The 23,463-nt window shown below is 46.6% G+C and carries 21 protein-coding genes, 1 other RNA gene and 1 other annotated feature; of the genes, 4 read left to right on the forward strand and 18 right to left on the reverse strand.

The genetic code is table 11. The annotated features are described in order from the left end of the window. Positions 1-7: 7 nt before the first annotated feature. From KH172YL63_RS15420 to cymR, 6 genes are all read right to left on the reverse strand, one after another. On the reverse strand, positions 8-193 hold the full coding sequence (locus tag KH172YL63_RS15420; RefSeq protein WP_173106936.1) for a hypothetical protein: 186 nt from the start codon (positions 191-193) through the stop codon (positions 8-10). A 285-nt stretch (positions 194-478) separates the two neighbouring features. Continuing rightward, positions 479-2,866, reverse strand: coding sequence for an SF1B family DNA helicase RecD2 (gene recD2 / locus KH172YL63_RS15425; protein WP_173106937.1), 2,388 nt, complete (start codon positions 2,864-2,866; stop codon positions 479-481). 17 nt (positions 2,867-2,883) lie between these two features. Then, a complete protein-coding gene (locus KH172YL63_RS15430; protein WP_173106938.1) occupies positions 2,884-3,555 on the reverse strand; it encodes a tetratricopeptide repeat protein in 672 nt (223 codons plus the stop codon). 209 nt (positions 3,556-3,764) lie between these two features. After that, positions 3,765-4,880: a tRNA 2-thiouridine(34) synthase MnmA gene (mnmA, locus tag KH172YL63_RS15435; protein WP_173106939.1), complete on the reverse strand. Its 1,116-nt coding sequence runs from the start codon at positions 4,878-4,880 to the stop codon at positions 3,765-3,767. 44 nt (positions 4,881-4,924) lie between these two features. Further along, a complete protein-coding gene (locus tag KH172YL63_RS15440) occupies positions 4,925-6,067 on the reverse strand; it encodes a cysteine desulfurase family protein (RefSeq protein WP_173106940.1) in 1,143 nt (380 codons plus the stop codon). 13 nt (positions 6,068-6,080) lie between these two features. Further along, positions 6,081-6,500 carry a cysteine metabolism transcriptional regulator CymR gene (gene cymR, locus KH172YL63_RS15445; RefSeq protein ID WP_173106941.1) on the reverse strand — a complete coding sequence of 140 codons (420 nt, stop codon included), beginning with the start codon at positions 6,498-6,500 and terminating at the stop codon, positions 6,081-6,083. A gap of 209 nt (positions 6,501-6,709) precedes the next feature. Here cymR and KH172YL63_RS15450 point away from each other — a divergent pair, with 209 nt between their 5' ends. Both KH172YL63_RS15450 and KH172YL63_RS15455 read left to right on the forward strand, forming a co-directional pair. Next, a complete protein-coding gene (locus KH172YL63_RS15450; protein ID WP_173108217.1) occupies positions 6,710-7,978 on the forward strand; it encodes a replication-associated recombination protein A in 1,269 nt (422 codons plus the stop codon). A gap of 210 nt (positions 7,979-8,188) precedes the next feature. Further along, positions 8,189-8,908: a protein-glutamine gamma-glutamyltransferase gene (locus KH172YL63_RS15455; RefSeq protein ID WP_173106942.1), complete on the forward strand. Its 720-nt coding sequence runs from the start codon at positions 8,189-8,191 to the stop codon at positions 8,906-8,908. Between the two features lie 38 nt (positions 8,909-8,946). Here KH172YL63_RS15455 and KH172YL63_RS15460 read toward each other — a convergent pair whose 3' ends face one another. From KH172YL63_RS15460 to KH172YL63_RS15480, 5 genes are read right to left on the reverse strand one after another with little or no spacing between them, the layout of a single operon-like run. Continuing rightward, positions 8,947-9,897: an ABC transporter permease gene (locus tag KH172YL63_RS15460; RefSeq protein ID WP_173106943.1), complete on the reverse strand. Its 951-nt coding sequence runs from the start codon at positions 9,895-9,897 to the stop codon at positions 8,947-8,949. Beyond that, positions 9,890-10,816, reverse strand: a complete 927-nt coding sequence (locus KH172YL63_RS15465; RefSeq protein WP_173106944.1) for an ABC transporter ATP-binding protein — start codon at positions 10,814-10,816, stop codon at positions 9,890-9,892. Before KH172YL63_RS15465 ends, KH172YL63_RS15460 begins: the two co-directional genes overlap by 8 nt. Further along, positions 10,816-11,526 carry an ABC transporter ATP-binding protein gene (locus KH172YL63_RS15470; protein WP_442858738.1) on the reverse strand — a complete coding sequence of 237 codons (711 nt, stop codon included), beginning with the start codon at positions 11,524-11,526 and terminating at the stop codon, positions 10,816-10,818. Before KH172YL63_RS15470 ends, KH172YL63_RS15465 begins: the two co-directional genes overlap by 1 nt. Positions 11,527-11,528: 2 nt before the next feature. Then, the gene (locus KH172YL63_RS15475; protein WP_173106945.1) at positions 11,529-11,903 is read right to left on the reverse strand and encodes a GntR family transcriptional regulator; all 375 of its coding nucleotides are present in this window, start codon (positions 11,901-11,903) and stop codon (positions 11,529-11,531) included. Between the two features lie 3 nt (positions 11,904-11,906). Further along, entirely contained in the window at positions 11,907-12,686 is a 780-nt protein-coding gene (locus KH172YL63_RS15480) for a hypothetical protein (protein WP_173106946.1), read from the reverse strand. Between the two features lie 144 nt (positions 12,687-12,830). On the opposite strand from KH172YL63_RS15480, the gene KH172YL63_RS15485 reads away from it, so the two are divergent. Continuing rightward, positions 12,831-13,199 carry a hypothetical protein gene (locus KH172YL63_RS15485; RefSeq protein WP_173106947.1) on the forward strand — a complete coding sequence of 123 codons (369 nt, stop codon included), beginning with the start codon at positions 12,831-12,833 and terminating at the stop codon, positions 13,197-13,199. A 444-nt stretch (positions 13,200-13,643) separates the two neighbouring features. Here KH172YL63_RS15485 and KH172YL63_RS15490 read toward each other — a convergent pair whose 3' ends face one another. From KH172YL63_RS15490 to KH172YL63_RS15510, 5 genes are all read right to left on the reverse strand, one after another. Continuing rightward, positions 13,644-14,408: a tRNA threonylcarbamoyladenosine dehydratase gene (locus KH172YL63_RS15490; RefSeq protein WP_173106948.1), complete on the reverse strand. Its 765-nt coding sequence runs from the start codon at positions 14,406-14,408 to the stop codon at positions 13,644-13,646. Positions 14,409-14,652: 244 nt separating this feature from the next. Then, a non-coding RNA gene (ssrS, locus tag KH172YL63_RS15495) (6S RNA) lies at positions 14,653-14,842 on the reverse strand. A gap of 70 nt (positions 14,843-14,912) precedes the next feature. Then, positions 14,913-16,679, reverse strand: coding sequence for an aspartate--tRNA ligase (aspS, locus tag KH172YL63_RS15500; RefSeq protein WP_173106949.1), 1,767 nt, complete (start codon positions 16,677-16,679; stop codon positions 14,913-14,915). A 30-nt stretch (positions 16,680-16,709) separates the two neighbouring features. After that, on the reverse strand, positions 16,710-17,984 hold the full coding sequence (hisS, locus tag KH172YL63_RS15505; RefSeq protein WP_173106950.1) for a histidine--tRNA ligase: 1,275 nt from the start codon (positions 17,982-17,984) through the stop codon (positions 16,710-16,712). Positions 17,985-18,058: 74 nt separating this feature from the next. After that, positions 18,059-18,287: a binding site (T-box leader), on the reverse strand. 70 nt (positions 18,288-18,357) lie between these two features. Further along, positions 18,358-18,534, reverse strand: a complete 177-nt coding sequence (locus KH172YL63_RS15510) for an RNA polymerase subunit sigma-70 (protein ID WP_173108221.1) — start codon at positions 18,532-18,534, stop codon at positions 18,358-18,360. A 210-nt stretch (positions 18,535-18,744) separates the two neighbouring features. Between KH172YL63_RS15510 and KH172YL63_RS15515 the strand changes: the two genes are divergently transcribed. Further along, positions 18,745-20,502, forward strand: coding sequence for an N-acetylmuramoyl-L-alanine amidase family protein (locus KH172YL63_RS15515; protein ID WP_173106951.1), 1,758 nt, complete (start codon positions 18,745-18,747; stop codon positions 20,500-20,502). A gap of 175 nt (positions 20,503-20,677) precedes the next feature. Here the strand turns inward: KH172YL63_RS15515 and dtd are convergent, their stop codons facing one another. Next, complete coding sequence (gene dtd / locus KH172YL63_RS15520; protein WP_173106952.1) at positions 20,678-21,118, reverse strand: D-aminoacyl-tRNA deacylase; 441 nt, start codon at positions 21,116-21,118, stop codon at positions 20,678-20,680. A 13-nt stretch (positions 21,119-21,131) separates the two neighbouring features. Continuing rightward, positions 21,132-23,321, reverse strand: a complete 2,190-nt coding sequence (locus tag KH172YL63_RS15525; RefSeq protein ID WP_173106953.1) for a RelA/SpoT family protein — start codon at positions 23,319-23,321, stop codon at positions 21,132-21,134. Positions 23,322-23,463: the final 142 nt, after the last annotated feature.

Below are 23,463 nucleotides of genomic sequence, written 5' to 3' on the forward strand. Positions count from 1 at the left end.
ACCTCTTTCAGCTTAGTCGGCGTTCTTCTTCATCGAATAAGTCGTCTAGGGAGCTTAAAGATCCATCTTCCTCCACCTGGTGGGTATGGATGACCCCTTTTGCCAAGGAGAGCTCGATGTAGCACCCCCAGCAGTAATACTGGTTGATGCCGATCTTCCCTATATCTTTACTCTGACAGTTTGGACACTTCATTGGTCGGTTCACCTCTGATACACCATAAATGGTGATGATTCCCTACCATCATGTCCAAACAGAGTGAAATTTATACGTATCTTTGAAGAAGCCCCGCCAGAACGATGAAGGGTTTCACCGTTCTTCTATAGTGTGGGATAATGTGATGATTTCATGAGGAGAAACCTTTTCCATGATACCCAATGTTTATGTTTCAACCAACCGTTTGCCCGGTGCCTTCTTTTCTCGTCCCAAATAAAAAAGGCCAACAGATAAATGGTCCATCTAACCATCCATCTGTTAACCTTATGCATTCATGAAATCATATGGGCTGATGCCTTCCATCCCGATCATCGGATCCTCTTTCATCAACATTTCTTCGACTGGAATGTTTTCGATCGGAGCTTCTGAATCTCCAGCCCCCTCCAGAAGATGCCTCAATTTTTCAGTCAGGCTCGTTTTCCTGAGAAAATCATCTTCCCTCTCAACGCCAAGCCTGAAAGCGTCCATCTCCCCGCAAAGGATGAGGAACTGCTTGCTTCTGGTGATGGCGGTGTAAAGAAGATTCCTTCTCAGCATCCGGTAATAGCTCTTCACGACTGGCAGGATCACGATCGGAAACTCGCTCCCCTGAGACTTATGGATCGAGCAGCAGTACGCATGGGTGATTTGCATGAGGTCCTGCCGTGTGTAGGTGACCTCATTTCCTTCATATGACACGATAACCATATCCTGCTTCTCCGTATTTTCCTTCGCATAAAAAATCGATACGATCTCGCCGATGTCCCCGTTGAACACATTATTCTCCGGCTGATTGACCAATTGAAGCACCTTGTCCCCGATCCGGTATTTCACATCCCCAAAAGCGATTTCTTTCCGGGTGCCATCATTTGAATTGAAGATTTCCTGGAGCAGTACATTCAATCGATCGATTCCTGCAGGTCCACGGTACATGGGCGCAAGCACCTGGATATCCTTCGGCGTGTATCCTTTTTTCTTTGCATTCTCAACGATTTTTTGGACAACTTCCGAAATCTGATTGGTTCTGCAGGGGAAGAAGGAACGGTCTTTTTGCTGTTTCGTCAAATCCGACGGTACCTGACCCCTTTTCATGGAATGGGCAAGTTCTATGATCGAAGAACCTTCCTCCTGTCTGTATATATCCGTCAGCCTGACCGTCGGCACGACTTCCGCATTCAACAGGTCCTTTAGCACCTGACCCGGTCCGACAGACGGCAATTGATCTTCATCACCGACAAAAATGACCTGGATATCGTCAGGCAGTGCTTTCAGCAATTGATGGGCAAGCCAGGTATCAACCATTGATACTTCATCAACGATCAGTAACTTCCCTTCGATCGACCGTTCCTCATCACTCTGGAACTCCCCACCGTTCCAGCCAAGGAGCCGGTGGATCGTCATCGCCGGGAGGCCCGTTGATTCCGTCATCCGTTTTGCCGCCCGTCCTGTAGGGGCCGTTAACAAAACAGGGAACGGTTCATCTTTGTAATCTTTCGGATCGAGTGAACAGCCATGCAGATCTGCAAAAAGCTCGACGATTCCTTTGATGACCGTCGTCTTACCGGTTCCCGGTCCTCCGGTCAACAGGAGCATCGGGGACATCAAGGCGGTTTCGATCGCTTCCTTTTGGGACGGTGCATATTGAACACCCAGTCTGTCTTCTAACGCTCCGAGCGATAAAAGGAATTCAGATTGTGGGAACTGATCTTTATATTGGGTTTGGGATAAAATCTTCTCAATATTTGTCACAATCCCTTTTTCAGAGAAGTAGAGAGAAGGCACATACACCTTCGTCCCCTCCCCGACCACTTTGCTTTCCTCTTCCAAGGAGACAAGCTGTGTTGAGATGTCTGTGTACTCGATTTTCTCCGGCTGGCTTTTCTCAAGAAGCTCCTTCACGGTTACGATGAGTTCTTCTGCTTCAAGGTACACATGTCCCTGTTTGACACAGGTTTGTTCCAGAGTGTATAGGCACCCTGCCTTTATCCTGTCAGGATGGCTTCCTGTCAGGCCGATTTTCGATCCGAGTTCATCAGCACGGGTGAATCCGATCCCTTCAATATCTTCGACGAGCTTATAAGGATTCTTTTGAATGATTTCCAATGCCTGATCCTTATAAGCCTGATACACTTTCATGGCAATCTGAGGGCCAAACCCCAGTTCGTTCAGCATAATCATGACCCGCTCCAAGCCCTGATGCTCAGCAAGCGTGTCATATATGCTCTTTGCCTTTTCTTTCGGAAGTTTGGGCACTTCATCAAGAAGGCCAGGATTTTCGAGGATCTTGCTTATGGCGTTCTCACCGATATGTTCAACGATTTTCTCGGCCGTTTTCGCTCCGATCCCTTTAAATAAATCACTGGACAAGTAATGTACGACACCCTGAGTCGTCTGGGGGATTTCTTTCTTGAAATGCTTCGCATGAAACTGCATGCCGAATCTCGGATGCTCTTTGAACCTTCCGTAAAAGGTGTAGGTTTCATCTTCATGGATTTTCGGGAAATTCCCGGTGACGACAGCTTCCTTATCTTCATAAGAATCATTCGTTTCGTCCACTCGTATCCGAACGACCGTATACAGGTTTTCCTCATTATGAAAAATCGTGACAAGATGCCGTCCTTTAATATAAATTTCTTCATCCCCAAACAGCTTTAAAGAATCCTGCTGGCTCAAGTCAGTGAACCCCCTAACTATTCACTTTGTTCGTTTTTAAGCTTCTCGATCATCTTGATCCCGTAACCTGCAAGCATATGGTCAGGCTGGGCCTCGATGGCTTTATTGAAATAATCGAGCGCCGTATCGGCATCATCTTTATGACCAGCATACGCCACGCCCAGATTATAATAAGCATCCGCATGTCCAGGATCCGCTTCTACCACCTGTGAAAGTTGCACAATCGCTTCTTCATAGGCTTCAACCTTTGCAAGGCAAAGACCAAGCTGGAAGCGCGCCTCGATATCTTCTTCGTTCAATTCCACGCTGCGCTGTAAATAAGGCAGGGCAAGTTTCGGCTGTTCTAATTGGAATAGACTGACACCGAGCATAAAGAATACATCAGCATTTTCCATCCCTTTTGAAACAGCTTTTTCAAACTGACTCTTCGCCTCGTCGAAATTGTTTTCATTGAAGTACAGATTACCAAGGGAATAAAACGCTGCAGCGGCATTTTCGTCAATCGAAATCGCACGTTCAAAGAATCTCTTTGCCTTGTCATTGTCGCCAACCGACATGAGGACGTTACCGAAATTGATGTATCCAACAGGTTCATTCGGCTTTTCCTCGATCGCTTCGGTAAAAAGTTTCACGGCTTCTTCCACTTTGCCTTCTTGTAATAATTCGATTCCTTTTAAATTCTTATCCATGATAAACACCTCTATATTGTAATTGATTTATGTATGCAAATTGAGAAAGAGTTTCCCTCTTTATCTTTACCAGTATAACATAATGGGCCGTACAAAATGACAGGGATCACTGAGGCAGGTTTTGTATAAAACAAACAAAAAAACAAAAAGGACCAAGCGAAGAGAGGATTGGTTTCTCTTCTTCTCAGTCCTTTTTTCAGATTCATGCCTCAGCCCACGAATGTGAGCTTCTTTTCGTCCCGGTAGATCGTATCGATCGTTCCGCCGCCCAGGCATTCATCGCCGTTGTAGAATACGACTGCCTGTCCAGGTGTGACCGCTCGGATCGGTTCGTCAAAAATGACTTTCACCTTTCCGTCTTCCAACGGAACAACCGTTACGCTGTTATCGTCCTGGCGATATCGGAATTTTGCCGTACAGGCAAATTCCGCCGGTTTCTCCACATTTGAAGTCCAGTGAACATCGGTCGCAAGAATGGAGTCAGAATATAGGGCAGGGTGCTCGAAGCTTTGCCCGACATACAGGACGTTCCTTTCAAGGTCCTTGCCGATGGCGAACCATGGATCACCGGCTCCGCCGATTCCAAGGCCATGACGCTGACCGATTGTGTAGTACATCAGTCCATCATGTTTCCCCATCACTTTTCCGTCTAACGTTTCCATCGTGCCTGGTTGGGCAGGGAGATAGTTGCTCAGGAAGTCTTTGAAGTTCCGCTCTCCGATGAAGCAGATCCCGGTACTGTCTTTCTTTGCCGCTGTAGCGAGTCCCGCTTCCTTGGCAATTTCCCTTACTTTTTTCTTGTCGATCCCGCCGAGTGGGAACATGACTTTTTCTAACTGCTCCTGGCCAAGCTGATTAAGGAAATAGGTTTGGTCCTTATTGTTATCAACCCCGCGGAGCATCTTATATTCACCGTCACGGTACTCAACCTGGGCATAGTGGCCGGTAGCCAGATAGTCTGCTCCAAGCTTGAGTGCATGCTCAAGGAACGCCTTGAACTTGATTTCCTTGTTACACATCACATCCGGATTCGGCGTTCTTCCCGCTTTATATTCATCAAGGAAATAGGTAAACACCTTATCCCAGTATTGTTTCTCAAAATTCACCGCGTAGTAAGGAATCCCAATTTGGTTACATACCCGGATCACATCGTTGTAATCTTCCGTTGCCGTACATACTCCGTTTTCATCGGTATCATCCCAGTTTTTCATGAAAATCCCGATTACTTCGTATCCCTGCTGTTTGAGCAACAGAGCAGCAACTGAAGAATCCACTCCGCCGGACATTCCGACGACGACCCTTGTATCCTTTGGTTCTTTCTTCACTTACGCCACCTCCTTTTTCCTTCATCCGCCCGTTGACAGATGCTTTAAGCTGTTAACCGTTTGACGATTTTTGCGACTTCACGTGCCGCCCCGATGACCTGTTCTTCCGTGTTGCCGAGTCCAAAACTGAAACGGATCGAGTTCCGGATATGGTCGGACTCCTTGCCGAACATTGCAACAAGCACATGGGAAGGTTCTATTGATCCAGCCGTACAAGCAGAACCGCTTGATACAGCGATACCTGACATATCTAAATTAACCAGCATGGATTCAACATCCGTGCCGGGAAAGCTTAAGTTTAGCACATGAGGCAATCCGTGCTCAAGGGAACCGTTCTCTTCAAATTGGATTCCCTCGGCTTTCAGCGTATCTTTCATCAACGTCTTGAAGCCTGTGTACAGGGTATTCTTCTCTTCAATGGCGCTGACGGCGAGCCCGACTGCTTTACCGAGCCCTGCAATTGCCGGGACGTTCTCGGTTCCCGCACGGCGCTTTCTTTCCTGCTCCCCGCCGTAGAGACCCGGTTGAAGCTCCACTGATTTTCGTGCGTACAGGAAGCCGATCCCTTTCGGCCCGTTGATCTTATGGCCTGACACAGACATCAGGTCGACACCAAGCTCACGTACATCAAGCTTCGTCAACCCAAAGGCCTGTACAGCGTCACAATGAAAATAAGCCTGATGATCCTTCAGCAGCTCACCGATCTCTTTAATCGGCTGGATCGTCCCCACTTCATTATTCCCATACATGATCGTCACGAGGATTGTGTCCTCCCTGAGAGATTTCTTCAGATCATCAAGAGAGATTCTTCCGGTCCTGTCCACAGGCAGATAGGTGACCTCGAACCCTTTTGATTCAAGGAATGTACAAGCATGCAAAACCGCATGATGCTCAGTCTGTGTCGTGATGATATGTTTCCCTTTTTCTTTATGTGCCTCGGCTGAACCGATGATGGCCAGATTATCCGCCTCAGTTCCCCCGCTTGTAAAAATGATTTCATTATAGTCTGCATGGATGCTTCCGGCAATCGCATTCCGTGCCTCATCGACCAGCTGACGGGACGCACGGCCAAACGCATGGATGCTTGATGGATTGCCAAAGGTCTCCTTCATCACAGATGTCATTTCTTCAATCACATCAGGATGCATAGGGGACGTTGCAGCATGATCCAGATACATTCTTTCCATTTATCGCAACCTCCTAGATGTAGAACATGTACGCATCGGATTCACCATCATCGGAATGACTGGCCAAATCTTCGATCGTCGTATTGTCGAGCACTTCTTTGACTGCATCACGGATACGGATCCATAATTCCCGCTTTGCCGGCTCCTCATTTTCGATCCCCTCAACAGGGCTGATCGGTCCTTCAAGGATGCGGATGATATCGCCTGCAGTGATTTCAGAAGGCTCATGCCCTAAAACATACCCACCGTAGGCACCTCTGATACTCCGGACAAGCCCTCCATTACGAAGGGGGGCTACGAGCTGCTCTAAGTAGTGTTCCGAGAGCTCATGCTGCTGAGCGATCGTTTTCAGGGATGTCGGCCCTTCACCGTGGCGTTTAGCCAATTCAATCATAATCGTTAAACCATAACGGCCTTTAGTAGATATTTTCATAACCAGCACCTCAAATATATTTAATAACGCCCCGCGCATGACGAAGCGTGTATGTCCACTATATTGACTTTGTTATTATAGCATATCCGGCAACCGTCTGCGAAAGGGTCTGATTCTCCCTCCCACCATCCACATCATTTCCTAAATGGAAGAGCCTGTGATAAAGTGAAGCTAACTAGAACGCCAGTTTGGAGAGATGTTTCATGTCCATTAAACCACTTGCATTTAAGATGAGACCAAGGACCATTGATGAAATCATCGGGCAGCAGCATTTAGTCGGTGAAGGAAAGATCATAGACCGGATGGTGAAAGCGAAGCAGCTGTCATCGATGATCCTATATGGACCGCCCGGGATCGGAAAGACCTCCATCGCCAGCGCCATCGCCGGAAGCACGAAATACCGGTTCAAAACCTTGAACGCTGTCACGAATAATAAAAAAGATATACAGATCGTCGCAGAGGAAGCGAAGATGTCCGGTAAAGTAATCCTCCTCCTTGACGAGGTTCACCGGCTGGATAAAGGGAAGCAGGATTTTCTCCTCCCTTATTTGGAGAACGGCATGATCACCCTGATCGGGGCAACGACAAGCAACCCTTATCACGCCATCAACCCTGCCATCCGGAGCAGGTGCCAGATTTTCGAATTGAAGCCGCTGACCACCGAGGAAATGAAGACGGCGCTGACCAGGGCGATTGAAGATGAAGACCGTGGGCTCGGTGGATACTCCCTGGATGTGAGTGACGAAGCGATCGGACACTTCGCAGGCAGCAGCTTCGGGGATGTCAGAAGTTCACTGAATGCCCTTGAGCTTGCCGTATTGTCCACTTCCCCCGATGAAAACGGCGTGATCCATATCGATGTCGGTATTGCGGAAGAATGTCTTCAGAAAAAGAGCTTTTCGCATGATAAGGACGGGGATGCTCATTATGATGTGCTGAGTGCTTTCCAGAAATCGATCCGGGGCAGTGATGTGAACGCAGCCCTTCATTATCTCGGAAGGCTCGTCGAAGCCGGTGACCTCCCAAGCATCGCCCGCAGATTGCTGGTGATCGCTTATGAAGATATCGGACTCGCCAACCCGCAGGCCGGGCCGAGGACATTGGCAGCAGTTGAAACCGCCGAGAAAATCGGGTTCCCCGAAGCAAGGATCCCCCTTTCAAACGCGATCATTGAGCTGTGTTTGTCACCTAAGTCCAACTCTGCAATCATGGCGATCGACCTTGCCCTTGCAGATATCCGCAAAGGAAAGAGCGGTGAAGTGCCGGATCACCTGAAAGATGCTCATTATCAGGGCGCGAAACAGCTGGGCAGGGGCGTCGAGTACAAGTACCCTCACAGCTTTGAATCGGGATGGGTGCCGCAAACCTATTTGCCCGACAAATTAAAGAACGCTCACTATTACACCCCGAAATCGACCGGAAAGTTCGAGCAGGCGATCGCCCAGGTGTATGAGAAGATCAATAAGCAGATGAAATAAGAAACCGGAAGCGTCCTGGATGGGAATCCTTTTCCCAGTTCAGGACGCTTTTTTGATGTGTGTAAAGGTTTGAACGTGTGGTGTCTGCCTTGTTCGAAACCGGATGGTCATTTTCTTGCGGCCGGAAACCGATCCCTTTTTTCCTTTGTATGAGATACCACATCCCCCATCGGAACATACATTAATAAAAAGCCAAGGAGGTGGATGGGTATGATTGTGATCAGCAATGAACTCCCCCTTAAAACGCTCCCGGATTTGACCCCTGTTGAAGAAATCATTTTTCAAACATTGAAGGGAAGCCCTACCGACTATCGCTATCAGCATCTCGGCGAGCTCAAGTATGAACTGAAAATAAGAGAGAGAATCATCAGCAATGCAAAAGCATTGAATGAAAGTGACGCTAAATTCTCCGCTTTCGAGCACTCAACCTTCAATACAGCATATTGGGATAAGACCCCCTACGGTTATAGACTGAAGGAATCAAAGCGCCCTTCAGACGGGATAGAGGATATTTTCACAAACAGCTCGGCCTACAGCTTCGAATGCGTCACAAGCATCGTCTTGATCTATTACAAATCCATCCTCGATACGATCAGGACTTCTTCATTCAACGAACTGTTTTCTCCGCTGCTTGTGTGGGGCCATCATTATGATGATGACATGGGGATGGTCACGTATGAAGGTCTTGATTACATCCCTGGGGACGTATATTATTTCTACAATCCTGATTTCGAGGATCCGATCTGGATGGGGGAAAACTCTGTTTTCTTGAAAGAAAATGAGTACTTCGGCCATGGGGTCGGCGTCGTCTCCCATGATGAAATGATCGATGCGCTGAATACACTCAGGAAAAAAGATGCAAAAGAGTCAGCCTATCTCCTCAATCAAGTGACAAGACTGAAGTTCTCTGAATTGTATCGATTCACATAAAAAGGGACGGACTCAGATGAGCCGTCCCTTTCCGTTCATTATGCTGCAACGTCCCGTTTGTTGAAGACGATGAAAGCAAGCAGCTGGAAGATGATGAAGTAGATGATCAGCATGGTGATGGAGAAGCCCATCGTCATACTGTCAACGAGTGGCGACGTGAAGCCTGTATATTGCGTCAGGTCTGTATTGGCAAACAGGCTGTATTTGGCCCAGTCGAATTTCATTGCCAATAAAGTCGTCGCATTCCCACCGACGAACAGGAGAAATAGTGAAATCCCGATAGCCAGTGAGCTGCTTCTGAACACAGCAGAAATCATGAAGGCCATCGTAGCCATCATCACAATATTGATCGTTTGCAATAAATAAGTTTTGATCAGGTACCCGATGATGTGCTGTTCCACCACTTGTCCATCCACGTACGCCAGGTGAGTGGATTGATCGGTTCCGCCGAACAATAAGAGTCCCAACACTACTGACAGAATAAATAATAATAACAGCATACTCATGCCATACAAAATGACAGTGATATATTTAGAGAGCAGGATTTTGGTTCTTGAAATCGGGCGGATAAGCAATAATTTGATGGTGCCCCAGCTAAACTCACCTGCGACAATGCCCGCTGCCACGATGATGGCAAACAATCCGACAACCAACACGATATTGGCGTTCGTTTCAACGTATGTCCAGGCTGTCTCCTTTACGGTTGGCGCGATATCGTTTTCAATCCGATATTCATTCAATGCAATTCTTCTTTCAGCATCTTTTTTGATGAATTTATTCATATCCGGAGCTTGCTCCAGCCTTTGCTTCTCTGCTTCTACCTGCGAAGAGAGTTCCTGCTTCCAGTTCTCCATTTCTTTTGTTTTCCCATCATCATACTTTGAAAACGCAGCTGTCACCCCAATGATGAGAATAAGCAGACCCAGCATGACATATGTACCGACACGTTTGAAGATTTTTGTCCATTCGTTCCTTATGAGACTAAGCATGCACGACCTCTCCTTTATCGTTTGTGATTTCAAGGAATCTGTCTTCCAATGTTTTCGCGACAGGCATGACGCTGTAGATTTCGATATCAGCTTCCACTAGAGCACGGATGACATCCGGCACTTGTTCTTTGAGAAGGGCAGCCTGTATGTCAGTGCCTTTTATTTCGAATTTGATTTCCGGATCCAATGCAGTCAGGGCTGCTTTCAGTTTGTCAGCATCATTGACTTCCAGGTGATACACTTGTTCTGATCCTTCAACGAAATCACGGACCTGTTGGACTTCCACAAGCTTACCGGATTGAATGATCGCGATCCGGTCACACATCATTTCCATTTCGGATAGCAAGTGACTCGACACGATGACTGCCATGCCTTCTTCCTCTGCAAGCTTTCTGATATATGCACGGATCTCACGGATACCGGCAGGGTCCAGTCCATTTGTAGGTTCGTCGAGAATGAGGAGCTTCGGCTTATGAAGCAGGCATTGAGCAAGCCCGAGACGTTGTCTCATCCCAAGGGAATAGGTTTTCACCTTATCATGGATCCGGTCCTTTAACCCGACAAGCTCGATGACTTCTTTCATTCTTTCTTCAGTGATCCCTTTTTGCATGCGGGCGAAATGTTTAAGATTTTGATAGCCTGACATGAACTTATAAAGCTCAGGATTTTCAACAATGGCACCGACATCCTTGATGGCACCTTCGAAATCTTTCTTGATGCTTTTTCCCGAAATCAGGATGTCACCTTTTGAAATATTCATCAAGCCGACGATCATTCGGATCGTCGTCGTCTTACCGGCACCGTTAGGGCCGAGGAATCCGAATACTTCCCCTTCATATACATCAAATGTCAACTGATCGATGATCGTCTTGCCTTTGATGATTTTCGAGACGCCTTGTAGTTGTGCAATAGCTTTCATCATTTCATCTTCCCTTCTGATTTTGTCGTTTGTTTCAGCCATTGAAGGACGGACAGACCTTCTGACTCCCTGAGTTCTTCCACGTCACAGTGGCCTTTCACTTCCCCATTCTGGATGATATAGGCTTCATCCAGGATTCCTTCGATCTCATCAATTTCATGGGTGGCGATGATCACCGTCTGGTTCCCAAAATCGATATAAGACAAGAGCCCCTTCACAATCGAATCCCGTACCATCGGATCCAGTCCTGAAAACGGCTCATCGAGGAGAAGGACTTCCGTGTTCCGGGACAGGGCGAGGACGAGCTTCAATCTCCCCCGGTTCCCTTTAGATAAATGCTTGATCTTCTTATCCCTGTCGAGCGCCATGAAATCCAGCAATTCCAGGGATCTCTCCCGATCAAAATCAGGGAACTGAGAGGCGTAGAATCGGATCATCCCTTCCACTGTAAAAGCGTCATAAAACATATCCAGCTCTGTTAAATAGGCTACAGCACTGGCAAACTTCCGGGTGACACGCTCCCCGTTCATCGTTACAGATCCGGTATTCGGAAGAACAAGTCCCGCAATCATCTTTAACGTTGTCGACTTTCCGCTGCCGTTTGGACCAAGCAGGCCATAAATCTTGCCTTTTTCAAAATGGAGGGATGTGTTACGCAAGGCTGCTTCATTGCCGTACTTCTTTGTCACATGTTTGAATTCCACAACCACCTCTATTCCCCCTCCCTCTTATTCAAATATTTCTTTACGCCTTGAATCATTTCCGCCTTCGTCAATCCAAGTTCTTCCATATTATTAATGAATGACTGGATGACCTCAGCCTGCACTTTTTCATTTATCACCGAAAGAATCTCTTCCCTTTCAGTCACAAATGTCCCTTGACCTCTTTTCGTCTCCACAATGTCCATCCTCTCCAGTTCACTGTAAGTACGTTGAATGGTATTCGGATTCACCCCGGATTGTACGGCCATTTCCCTGACAGAAGGCAGTTTATCTCCGGGGGATAATTCCTTCCTGACGATTCTCCTGATGATCCGGTCTGCTATTTGGACGTAAATCGGCTTGGATGCAGCATATTCTTCCGTCATAGCCTACACCTCAACTCTGCGGTCGAGAAGCCTGCAGGAAATGGTAAGGATGATGACCATGATCAGTGCCTCAAAGAGAAAAGGCATGACAGGCAAAGGAATCATCACAGGGCTTAAACCCACATCCGCCTCATGGGCGCCTACCGATAAGAAAATCCCTGAACTGACCTCCACGGTGAACGTATCCAGGAAAAAGGTCTCCACCCTCTGAATGCTCATGAAGAAAGCGACAACCGTCTGATATATGATGATGAAGCCGATAATGAACAGCCAGCGGATATTCTTCAGTGTTGGATATTTTGAGAGTGAGTGATAGAACGTCCACAGGAATATCACCCAGCCTGAAAAGTATAGACCAACGAGGGTCACACCCAGGTTGAAAAGAATTCCTTCTTTGATCGGCCAATAGGAAAACAGGGAATCAGCGGGATACAGCACCATCATTAAGACGCCAAGCCCGTCGATCATCAACAGGGACAGCGTGGAGTAGATGAATGCAATGATCAGTTTTGGCAATAAGAGCATGAAGCCATTGTGGGGACTGTGCAGCCAAAGCTGCGTTTTTCCTTCCAAGCGGAGCATGGAGCCTATCATCCCCGGAAGACATGTGATGTGCAGCACACCGATCATGATAAGAAACAGTTGGGACATCCTCAGTTCATTCGAATGGTGCCCGATGATCACCCCAATGAGAAAAAGCAGCAGAATAATGACAATCCAGCTATAAAACCAAAGGATTGATGTTTTAAAATCTTTCCAGAGGAGTCCTGTAAAAGCACTCATTTGTTCACTTCCTATTTCTTCGCGTTTTAGTGTTCTAGTTAGATAGTACACTGACACAACATGGCTCGTCAATCCTTTTTTACCTATTAATGGAATTATTTTTCCGGACGTATGAGTAAAACTAGGAGAAGAGGAGTGTGAATGATGGAGAAGAAAAAGTGTCCCTGGACCCCGGCTGAAGAAAAGCTTCTCAAGGAAATCGTCCAGGATCATATAGAAAGAGGAAAATCCAAAAAAGAAGCATTCATTGCGGCATCAAGTAAAATCAACAGAAGTCCCGGAACATGTTCGCAACGCTATTACAAAAAAATCAATTCATATCAGACAAACCTTACATTGGAAGCATGCATCGAATTTTTACGGCAAGCACACGCCCATAGACAGCTGTTGAAAGAAAGAGACGATCTCCTATCCAGGCAAACTGAAATGAAGAAACAATACCACACCCAACGTGATTATTATGAAAAAATGATGGATCTTCTCTCCATTTTGAAGAAAGCAGAAAATGAATAAACATAAAGAGGCTGGACAAAAGGGTGTCCGCCAATAAAAAAATCCGAACGAAGTCGAAAATCTACTTCGTTCGGATTTTTTATGCTACCACTATTATTAGACGATAATGTGAGCATCTACGGTTCGAGACTGTGGAATTAAAAAATTGCCATAGCAGTGAATCAAGGGAAATTGTAATTGAATGACGATGATCACTACTATTAAGAAGATGAATAAGCAGTAATTCAATGATTTTTTGGTTTTTTTATCTTAGTTAGTTGATTGGAGCGGAAGATGCTCGACTCCTGCGGGAAACGCTGGACAGGTGAGACCCCGCAGGCGCAGCCGAGGAGGCTCACCGCCAGCCCCGCGGAAAGCGAGCATCTGGAGCGGAAATCAACTGCACCTAACTTATCTAAAAGCAACAATGTTTACGAAAACAGCCTTTGGGAAAGAAAAGAACGATTATTTGTCTTTTACCCTCTTGATTTCAATATCCTTCAATAATTGGTTGATTACATGACTGGCTGCAATCAGACCAGCTACTGATGGAACGAATGCATTTGAGGAAGGAGGAAGCTGTGCTTTACGGATTTTCGCATCATCTTTCCCTACTTCTTTACGGATTTCTTCCCGGATGACGATTGGACTTTCATCAGAGAATACAACCGTCACACCCTTTTTGATTCCTTCTTTTTTCAGGCGGGTACGGATGACCTTTGCAATCGGGTCGGTATGGGTTTTGCTGATATCCGCAATCTGGAAGCGGGTCGGATCGTTTTTGTTCGCAGCGCCCATGCTCGCAATCAATGGAATGTCACGCTTCAGGCATTCTTTCATCAAATGGATTTTATAAGAAATCGTATCAGAAGCATCGATAACAAAATCCAATCCTTGATTAAAGAACTCCTCATACGTTTCTTCTGTGTAAAACATCTTTAATGCAATGACTTCGCAGTCTGGATTAATATCTTTGATACGGTCCCTCATCAGGTCCACTTTCGGTTGACCTACTGTCGAAAGTAAGGCGTGCACCTGACGGTTGACGTTTGTGATATCAACATCATCTTTATCCACTAGAACAAGACGGCCTACACCTGACCTCGCTAAAGCTTCAGCTGCAAAGGATCCGACTCCCCCGATTCCAAGTACTGCCACCGTGCTATCTTTAAGGGTTTGAATTCCTTGTTTGCCGATCGCTAGTTCATTTCGTGAAAACTGGTGTAGCAAAATAATCAACTCCATTATAAGTATTCAACTAGGTTTATACTGAATTAGAATAAAGGAAACAGGGCCGAAAATCAATATGAAATGTTGGCCATAGCTTTCGTTTACCCTATTTCGGGCTTCTTTAGTCAAGGACCAAGGCTGAATCTGCACGCTGCCCAGATCTGAAAAACAAGCGCAAAAGAGCCAGGCTGTCTTCAGCCTGGCTCTAGGATTATATAGGTTCTATTAATTGAAAAATGATTGGTCGAGTCCCAATCGTGCCGTCGCCATCGTGTCCTTCGTTTTGAACCCGCTCTCGGCAGGTGGGTGCTCTATTCCACTATTTGTTAGTCCTCGGAATGAGGCATGAACGCCTAGCAGAAACGTCAAGCTCCCGAAGTTTGAAGTGTTCGGTCAAAACTGTTAGGTAAAAACGTCGCACACATCAGGACTCGTTTGTGATTGATTAAATAATACCATATCAATCTCTGTATTTCAACGAATGACCCCCGGAATTTATTTACATCATTCTACATCCAGCGACAAAGACAGTTCTTTCAACTGATCTTCACTCACTCCACCAGGCGCATCGGTCAATACGCAGCTTGCACTCGCCGTTTTCGGGAAGGCAATTGTATCACGCAGGTTCGTGCGTCCTGCAAGAAGCATGACTAAGCGGTCAAGTCCCAGTGCGATACCGCCGTGTGGAGGCGTTCCGTATTCGAATGCTTCCAGTAAGAAACCGAATTGGGCTTCTGCTTCTTCTTTAGAGAAGCCAAGTACTTTGAACATTTTCTCCTGAATATCACGCTCGTAAATACGAAGTGATCCACCGCCCAGCTCGTAGCCATTCAACACAAGGTCATATGCTTCTGCACGGATTGAAGCAGGATCCGTTTCGAAAAGGTCCAGGTCTTCCCTGACAGGCATCGTGAATGGATGGTGTGCTGCGTAATAACGGTTTTCACCTTCGTCATACTCAAGCAGCGGCCAGTCTGTCACCCATAGGAAGTTGAATTTCGATTCATCGATCAATTTTAATTCTTTACCCAGTTTTAAACGGAGGGCACCAAGGGCATCGGCGACCACAGACTTCTTGTCAGCAACAAAGAGTAATAAATCCCCTGTTTCAGCGTCTGCAGTAGAAGAAATTTGGGCTGCATCTTCTTCAGTGACAAATTTCGAGATCGGTCCTTTTAAGCCTTCTTCCTCCACTTTCAGCCAAGCTAGTCCTTTTGCACCGTAGCGTGAAACGAATTCTGTCAGGCCATCGATGTCTTTACGGGAATAAGATGACGCCCCGCCTTTTACGTTGATCAGTTTGACTTGACCGCCATTTGCGACTGCGCCGGCAAATACTTTGAATCCTGATTCTTTGACAATTTCAGAAACGTCGATCAGCTCCATACCGAAGCGTGTGTCTGGTTTGTCAGAACCATAACGGCTCATGGCTTCATCGTATGTCATTCGCGGAATTGGTAATGATACGTCCACTTCTTTCACATCGTTCATCAGCTTTTTCATCATGTCTTCAACAAGTGCGATGATTTGCTCTTTATCCATGAAGCTCATTTCCATATCGACCTGAGTAAACTCAGGCTGACGGTCTGCCCTAAGGTCTTCATCACGGAAGCAGCGAGCGATTTGATAATAACGGTCAAAGCCTGACACCATCAATAATTGCTTGAAGATTTGCGGTGATTGAGGAAGTGCATAGAATTCCCCTTTGTGCACCCGGCTTGGAACAAGATAATCCCTTGCCCCTTCAGGTGTGCTCTTTGTCAGGATCGGTGTTTCAACATCCAGGAATCCATTGTCGTTCAGGAAATTCCGGAATGATGTCGTCACATTATGACGCATTTTGAACGTTTCGAGCATCGCAGGACGGCGAAGGTCTACATAGCGGTATTTCAAGCGAACATCCTCTGACACTTCCATTTGATCGTCGATCATGAATGGAGGTGTTTTCGCTTCGTTGATGATTTGAACGTCATCTGCCTGAATTTCCACACTTCCTGTTTTCAGGTTGGGGTTCACCGTTCCTTCTCCCCTAGCTACGACTGTACCGGTCACACTCAATACGTACTCATTCCGGATCTTCTCGGCAAGTGCAAGCGCCTCACTTGATACATCTGGATTAAAGACGACCTGGACGATGCCTTCTCTGTCACGAAGATCGATGAAGATCAATCCTCCCAGGTCTCTTCTTTTTTGTACCCAGCCTTTGATCGTGATTTTTTCACCGATATATGATTCTGTTATTTCTCCGCAATATGCCGTTCTTCTTGTCATGCTTTCTCCTCCTCGTCTAATCCTTCTGTTCTATTTGCCAAGCTTGAGTTTGATATTTTCCACAAAACGGTCGAGGTCCACTTCTTCCTGCTCGCCTGTCGTCATATCCTTCAGGTTGATTTTGTTTTCCTGTATTTCATTGTCGCCTATCACGGCTACATATTTTGCTTCATAGCGGTCTGCCGCTTTGAATTGACCTTTGACTTTACGGTCCAGGTAATCCTTCTCAGAAGATACACCGGCCGCTCTTAATGTGTGGAGAAGCTTGACTGCATAATCCTTTGCCTCTTCCCCCATGGAAACGATGAAACAGTCAACACCCTGCTCGATAGGCAGTTCGACCTTTTCCGCTTCTAATGCTGAAAGCAGCCTTTCGATACTGAAGGCAAAACCGATCCCTGGTGTTTCAGGGCCGCCTACCATTTCGACAAGGCCATTGTAGCGTCCTCCCCCGCAAAGCGTGGTGATCGCGCCGAATCCTTCTGCATCACTCATGATTTCAAAAGCTGTGTGATTATAGTAATCAAGTCCCCTTACAAGCGTCGGATCGACGACGAATTCCACATCCATTGCAGAAAGGTGAGCCTGAACCTTTTCAAAATAAGCCTTTGATTCGTCATTTAAATAGTCCAGGATAGAAGGTGCCGTCGCCATCAACTCATGATCACGATCCTTTTTACAATCGAGGATCCTGAGCGGGTTCTTCTCTAATCGGTTCTGACAATCTCCACAGAACTCTTCGATCCTTGGCTGGAAGTGGTTGATCAGCGCTTCCCTGTGAGCGTCCCTGCTGCCCGCATCGCCGAGGCTGTTGATGACGAGCTTTAATTGAGTGAGACCCAATTCCTTATAGATCCCCATCGCCAACGAAATCACTTCTGCATCGATTGCCGGATCTTCACTTCCGAGAGCTTCCACCCCGAACTGGACGAATTGACGATAACGGCCCGCCTGCGGTCTTTCATAACGGAACATCGGTCCTGCATAATAAAGCTTTGTCGGTTGATTCGGGTTGCCGAACATTTTATTCCCAACGAAAGAGCGGACAACGGAAGCCGTTCCTTCCGGCCTCAATGCAAGGCTCCTGCCTCCCCGGTCTTCAAACATATACATTTCCTTCTGGACGATATCGGTCGTATCCCCGACGCCCCGTGTGAATAGTTCGCTCGCTTCAAAAATCGGCGTGCGGATTTCTTTATACTGATAGTTGCGGCAAAGGGTCTTTGCCACTTCCTCTACATACTGCCACTTTTCTACTTCACCAGGCAGAATATCCTGTGTACCTCTTGGAATCTGAATGGACAAGATGATTTCCTCCTTCTTACCTTTAAATTTAAATTTATGTAAATAAAAAAAGCCCTCAATCCCTTGTATCATATACAAGGGACGAGAGCTGTTATTCCCGTGGTGCCACCCTAATTGAGATCTATAAGACCTCCACTTAGCCAGTTAACGCCTGGTACGTTCATCTCCTACTAAAGGGACTTTTTCAGAGAGAAACCTCCTGAGTGTTCATTCACTAAGTCACATTGTAGAAATGCTTTCAGCCGGGGCATTTCCTCTCTTTACAAGTGGGGTTCAGCTACTGTGCTCGATCAACGGTTTTTGTAAATGTTATTTTATTTCTATAATGATACGGATGCACCAACCCCATGTCAAGAGGTTAAAGAAAATTTCGTCACGATCTCTCCATTTTCTTCTTTAACAACTTCACTTCCCTCAAGGTAAGCCCGAACTCAGATGCAAGCTCCACATTCAATGCATCTTTTTCCCTAGCTAAAAATTGATGAAAATCCACATCAAATAATTGATTGTCACCATTGGCATTCATAAATCCTTTTTCACTTGACCTCACATCACTCATCCTTTCAAAAAACATTCCTACCCCTATCATTTCCAATTACCTATTTTATTTTCGTCATGAAGGAATTTTATTTTTTTTATCGTATTAAAACGTTAAGGATTCTATTGAGCCGGACGAATTTCACAATCACATTCAACAGTCAGGGTAAAAGATCCGATATATACTAAGGTAGTGGCAGCATACATACTGGAGGTGTAGAGAATGAAGAAATTGATTGCATCACTATTGATCCTCCTCCTGATCGCCCCTGTGCAGCCCGGTGCACCTGCACATGCAGAATCTGGGGGCGTGACAATCAGTGTTTCCACGCTGAACGTCCGGACCGGACCGGGGTTGAGTTACCCTGTCTTGACCAAGGTACACCGGGGAGAATCGTACAATATAGTGGACACAGATAAAGAATGGTATAAAATACGGACGGAAGCCGGGGATGGCTGGGTGGCAGACTGGCTTGTTTCCGCCGATACCGTTTCGACAGGGAACCCTTCTACCAAGGAAGAAGGAACCGTCAATACAGACGGCCTCAGGATGAGAAAAGGACCAAGCACTGCCGATCAGGTGATCACCGTCTTAGATAAGGGCGATGCCGTAACCGTCACCGGTAAAGAAGGGGACTGGCTGAAGATCGAGAGCGGAAACACCAGCGGATGGGTGCACAGGGAATACATAACGGGTGGGGTCGATACCCAAGCCTCCTCATCAAGACGAAGTGAGAATAAACAAGGGATCATCACCGATAACGCCTTAAATGTGCGCAAGTCCCCTTCCATTCAAAGCTCCGTGCTTGGCGTGTTAAACAGAGGAGATCAGGTCGAGGTGACCGGAAGCGTATCAGGCTGGTATGAAATCGCCTTTGGTGACACAAAAGCATGGATCAGCGAAAGATACGTAGAGTTTTCTTCAGGGGGTGGCGGCGCCAATGCAAACCCACCCGCAGAACGGGGAGACGCTTCAACTGAACTTCTTGGCATCATTACCGTCCACGGATTGAATGTCAGGGATGAAACTTCCCTAAACGGGAAAGTCATCGGCAAAGTTTCCAAAGGGGAACGATTCAAGCTGTTAAAAGAAGACAACAACTGGTATCAAATCAAGCTCGATAATGGAAAAAAAGGCTGGATAGCGGGATGGTATGTTCAAAAAACGATGAATGTCCCTTCTGAAGGCAGTCGGGATACAGACAGCAGCGAAAACCTTACCATCTTATATAATGGGACAAATATCAGAAGCAGCGCCACTACACAATCCAGTGTCATCGAACGTGCTTCGAGCGGGGATTCTTTCCCGGTCGTCAGCAAAGACGGTGATTGGGTTGAAATTCAATTGGCAGACGGCCGTGCTGGATGGGTTGCAGGATGGGTCACTTCAATCCGGTCAGCTGCAGGGGAAAATACAGCACCTGCACGGGAAAGAAAAGGCGGGCTGCAAGGCAAGGTGATCGTGATCGATCCAGGTCATGGCGGCAGGGACAGCGGAACAACGGGAGCAAGCGGCACGCTGGAAAAACTCCTGACCATGAAAACAGGCGAGCTTCTTGCTGAAAAGTTAAAAAGTGCCGGGGCAAAGGTTGTTTTGACAAGAAAGACGGATGAGTATTTATCATTACCATCCAGGGTCTCATTATCACATTATTATGAAGCTGATGCCTTCATCAGCATCCACTTTGACAGCATCATGGATTCTTCGGTAGCCGGGCACACCACTTATTATTACCGGAGTCAGCAGAAAGAACTGGCCGAGGACATTCACGGCAGCCTGTCTGCACGATTACCGACTTCAGACCGGGGTGCCCGGGTCGGTGACTACCATGTGATCAGGGAAAACAATCGGCCTGCCGTCCTCTTGGAACTGGGCTTCCTCAGCAATCCAACTGAAGAAGCGAATGTAAACACACAGTACTTCCAAGACCTGGCATCGACGGCCATCTATCATGGACTGGGTGATTACTTCTCGAATTGATGGACACCCGTCCTGATAGGGTTGGATTAAAAGGCTGATATACAAAGAAAATCCGAACGATCATTCGATCTCTCTCAGAAATCGAAGTCGTTCGGATTTTTTTATGGTGATTGGGCCGGAGCGGGATGTTCAGCCTGAGCTCAAGCCTCTGATAGGCATGTAACCCCGTTTTAATTTATTTGCTTTCGATGATCAGGGTCACAGGGCCATCGTTCGTCAATTGGACGTCCATCATAGCGCCAAAGACACCCGTTTCCACCTTCAGGTTCTTTTCCTTCAGAAAGGCATTGAATTGGTCATACAACCCTTCCGCCTGGTCGGGCCTGGCCGCATTCATGAAGTTGGGCCTTCTTCCTTTCCGGCAATCACCGTAAAGGGTGAATTGGGAAATCGACAGAATCTCTCCTTCTACATCGAGCAGGGAATGATTCATCTTCCCTTCTCCGTCTTCAAAGATGCGGAGATTCGCAACCTTATCCGCAACGTAGCGGGCATCTTCCACGGTATCCTCATGTGTGATGCCCACCAGCAATACGGCACCCGATGTGATTTCACCTTTCACTTCTCCATCTACGGTGACGGAGGCTTCTTTACTTCTTTGCAGTACAACTTTCATAAAGAAATCTCCTTTAATTCATGATTCTTCTTACGGCATATATATCTGAGATCTGCTTGATCCGTTCCACCACTTTGTGAAGGTGGGAAATGTTATGAATGGAAATCGACATATTGATGGTGGCGACTTTATTCCGGTCTGACTTGCCGCTCACCGCCGATATATTCGTCTTCGTTTCGTTTACCGCCTGAAGCACCTCATTCAATAGTCCTCTGCGGTCATATCCTGAGATTTCAATATCGACATTGTATTCCTTACGGTCATTCCTGTCACTTTCCCATGAAACAGGGATAAGACGCTGACCGACTTCATCCGCCGTCACGTTCGTGCAATCTGCGCGGTGGACCGAAACGCCGCGGCCTTTCGTAATGAAGCCGACGATTTCATCACCGGGCACAGGACTGCAGCACCTGGACAGGCGGATGAGAAGGTTATCGATTCCCTCCACCTGGACGCCTGCATCTTTTTTCCGTTTGACAGGCTGGGCGTTCAACTCTTTCATTGTTTCTTCGAGACTGTCTTCCTGCTCACGCTTCTTCCGGTCTCTTTCTGTCAGGCGATTGGCGATCTGGGCAGCGGTGATGCCGTTATACCCTACTGCCGCGTACATATCATCTTCATTGGAAAAATTAAATTTCTCTGACACGCGCTTGATATTTTCAGGATTCAGGATTTCTTTCACATCGAAGCCTTGATTCTTGATTTCTTTCTCGACAAGATCCCTGCCCTTTTCAATATTCTCTTCTCTGCGCTGTTTTTTGAAGAATTGCTTGATCTTGTTTTTCGCCTGAGAGGTTTGGGCAAGCTTCAGCCAGTCCTGACTCGGACCGTAAGAATGCTTGGATGTGAGGATCTCGACGATATCTCCGGTTTTCAACTTATAATCAAGGGTGACCATCTTTCCGTTGACCTTGGCTCCGATCGTTTTATTGCCGATTTCCGAATGGATACGGTAGGAAAAGTCGATCGGTACAGATCCTGATGGCAATTCGAGTACATCCCCTTTTGGCGTAAAGACAAAGACCATATCTGAAAACAGGTCGATTTTAAGAGACTCCATGAATTCTTCAGCATTGGCCGATTCATTCTGAAACTCAAGTATCTCCCTGAACCAGGACAGCTTCTTTTCAAAGGAAACCGTTTCACTCGCTTCCTTACCTTCCTTATAAGCCCAGTGTGCAGCTACCCCGTATTCAGCGATCTGGTGCATTTCAAGGGTCCTGATCTGTACTTCAAGCGGATCCCCCTTCGGACCGATGACGGTCGTGTGAAGGGACTGATACATATTCGGTTTTGGCATCGCAATGTAATCCTTGAAGCGGCCGGGCATCGGTTTCCAGCATGTGTGGACGATACCGAGCACTGCATAGCAGTCCTTGATGCTGTCGACAACGACACGTACGGCCAGCAGGTCATAAATTTCATTGAACTGCTTATTTTGCAACGCCATTTTGCGGTAGATGCTGTAAATGTGCTTTGGCCGTCCGGATATGTCAGCGACAATCTTGACATCACCGAGCTTGTCCTTCACTTCATTTACGACTTCCTCTAAATACTGCTCACGCTCAGCACGTTTCTTCTTCATGAGATTGACGATGCGATAATATTGCTGTGGATTCAAATACCTTAAAGAAGTATCTTCCAGTTCCCATTTGATCTTCGAAATTCCGAGCCGGTGTGCCAACGGAGCAAAGATTTCGAGTGTTTCATTTGCGATCCTCCGCTGCTTTTCCTGTGGCAGGTGCTTCAATGTCCTCATATTGTGAAGACGGTCCGCCAATTTAATTAGAATGACACGGATATCCTGTGCCATTGCCACGAACATTTTCCGATGATTTTCAGCCTGCTGCTCTTCATGTGACTTGTACTTGATTTTCCCAAGCTTCGTGACACCATCGACGAGCATGGCCACTTCGGCATTAAATGCTTCGGCAATCTCTCCTAGAGATGTACCCGTATCTTCCACTACATCATGAAGAAACCCTGCAGCGACGGTTGCCGGGTCCATTTCCAAGTCGGCAAGAATCCCTGCCACCTGGATTGGATGGATGATGTATGGTTCACCGGATTTCCGGTACTGTTCGCTGTGGGCATCCCTCGCGTACTCATACGCTTTTTGAACCAGCGCAACATTCTCATCGTTCAAATATGCTCTTGTCTTTTCAATAACCTGTTCAGGGGTTAGTACTTGATCTTTAGCCATGATCAAAATCACCTTTGTATTTTATTAAATTTCACTAGTTTATCGATTTTAATGATTGTTACTATTATCAAAAAAAAATGTAGTTCTGTAAAGGGTTTAGGGAGAAATTCTCAGATTTCATCTATTTTTGTCGAATATTGGC

The organism is Bacillus sp. KH172YL63, assembly GCF_011398925.1.
In the GTDB taxonomy this organism is placed as follows: Bacteria; Bacillota; Bacilli; order Bacillales; family Bacillaceae_B; genus Rossellomorea.

Excerpts from the sequence above, each read along its gene's own strand:
- KH172YL63_RS15485 (WP_173106947.1), top strand. The coding sequence starts at position 12,831 with ATGGAGAAGAAAAAGTGTCCCTGGACCCCGGCTGAAGAAAAGCTTCTC.
- aspS (WP_173106949.1), bottom strand. The coding sequence starts at position 16,679 with ATGACAAGAAGAACGGCATATTGCGGAGAAATAACAGAATCATATATC.
- KH172YL63_RS15465 (WP_173106944.1), bottom strand. The coding sequence starts at position 10,816 with ATGAAAGCTATTGCACAACTACAAGGCGTCTCGAAAATCATCAAAGGC.
- KH172YL63_RS15480 (WP_173106946.1), bottom strand. The coding sequence starts at position 12,686 with ATGAGTGCTTTTACAGGACTCCTCTGGAAAGATTTTAAAACATCAATC.
- KH172YL63_RS15420 (WP_173106936.1), bottom strand. The coding sequence starts at position 193 with ATGAAGTGTCCAAACTGTCAGAGTAAAGATATAGGGAAGATCGGCATC.
- cymR (WP_173106941.1), bottom strand. The coding sequence starts at position 6,500 with ATGAAAATATCTACTAAAGGCCGTTATGGTTTAACGATTATGATTGAA.
- KH172YL63_RS15460 (WP_173106943.1), bottom strand. The coding sequence starts at position 9,897 with ATGCTTAGTCTCATAAGGAACGAATGGACAAAAATCTTCAAACGTGTC.
- KH172YL63_RS15515 (WP_173106951.1), top strand. The coding sequence starts at position 18,745 with ATGAAGAAATTGATTGCATCACTATTGATCCTCCTCCTGATCGCCCCT.
- KH172YL63_RS15475 (WP_173106945.1), bottom strand. The coding sequence starts at position 11,903 with ATGACGGAAGAATATGCTGCATCCAAGCCGATTTACGTCCAAATAGCA.
- KH172YL63_RS15430 (WP_173106938.1), bottom strand. The coding sequence starts at position 3,555 with ATGGATAAGAATTTAAAAGGAATCGAATTATTACAAGAAGGCAAAGTG.
- KH172YL63_RS15455 (WP_173106942.1), top strand. The coding sequence starts at position 8,189 with ATGATTGTGATCAGCAATGAACTCCCCCTTAAAACGCTCCCGGATTTG.
- KH172YL63_RS15440 (WP_173106940.1), bottom strand. The coding sequence starts at position 6,067 with ATGGAAAGAATGTATCTGGATCATGCTGCAACGTCCCCTATGCATCCT.
- dtd (WP_173106952.1), bottom strand. The coding sequence starts at position 21,118 with ATGAAAGTTGTACTGCAAAGAAGTAAAGAAGCCTCCGTCACCGTAGAT.
- KH172YL63_RS15525 (WP_173106953.1), bottom strand. The coding sequence starts at position 23,321 with ATGGCTAAAGATCAAGTACTAACCCCTGAACAGGTTATTGAAAAGACA.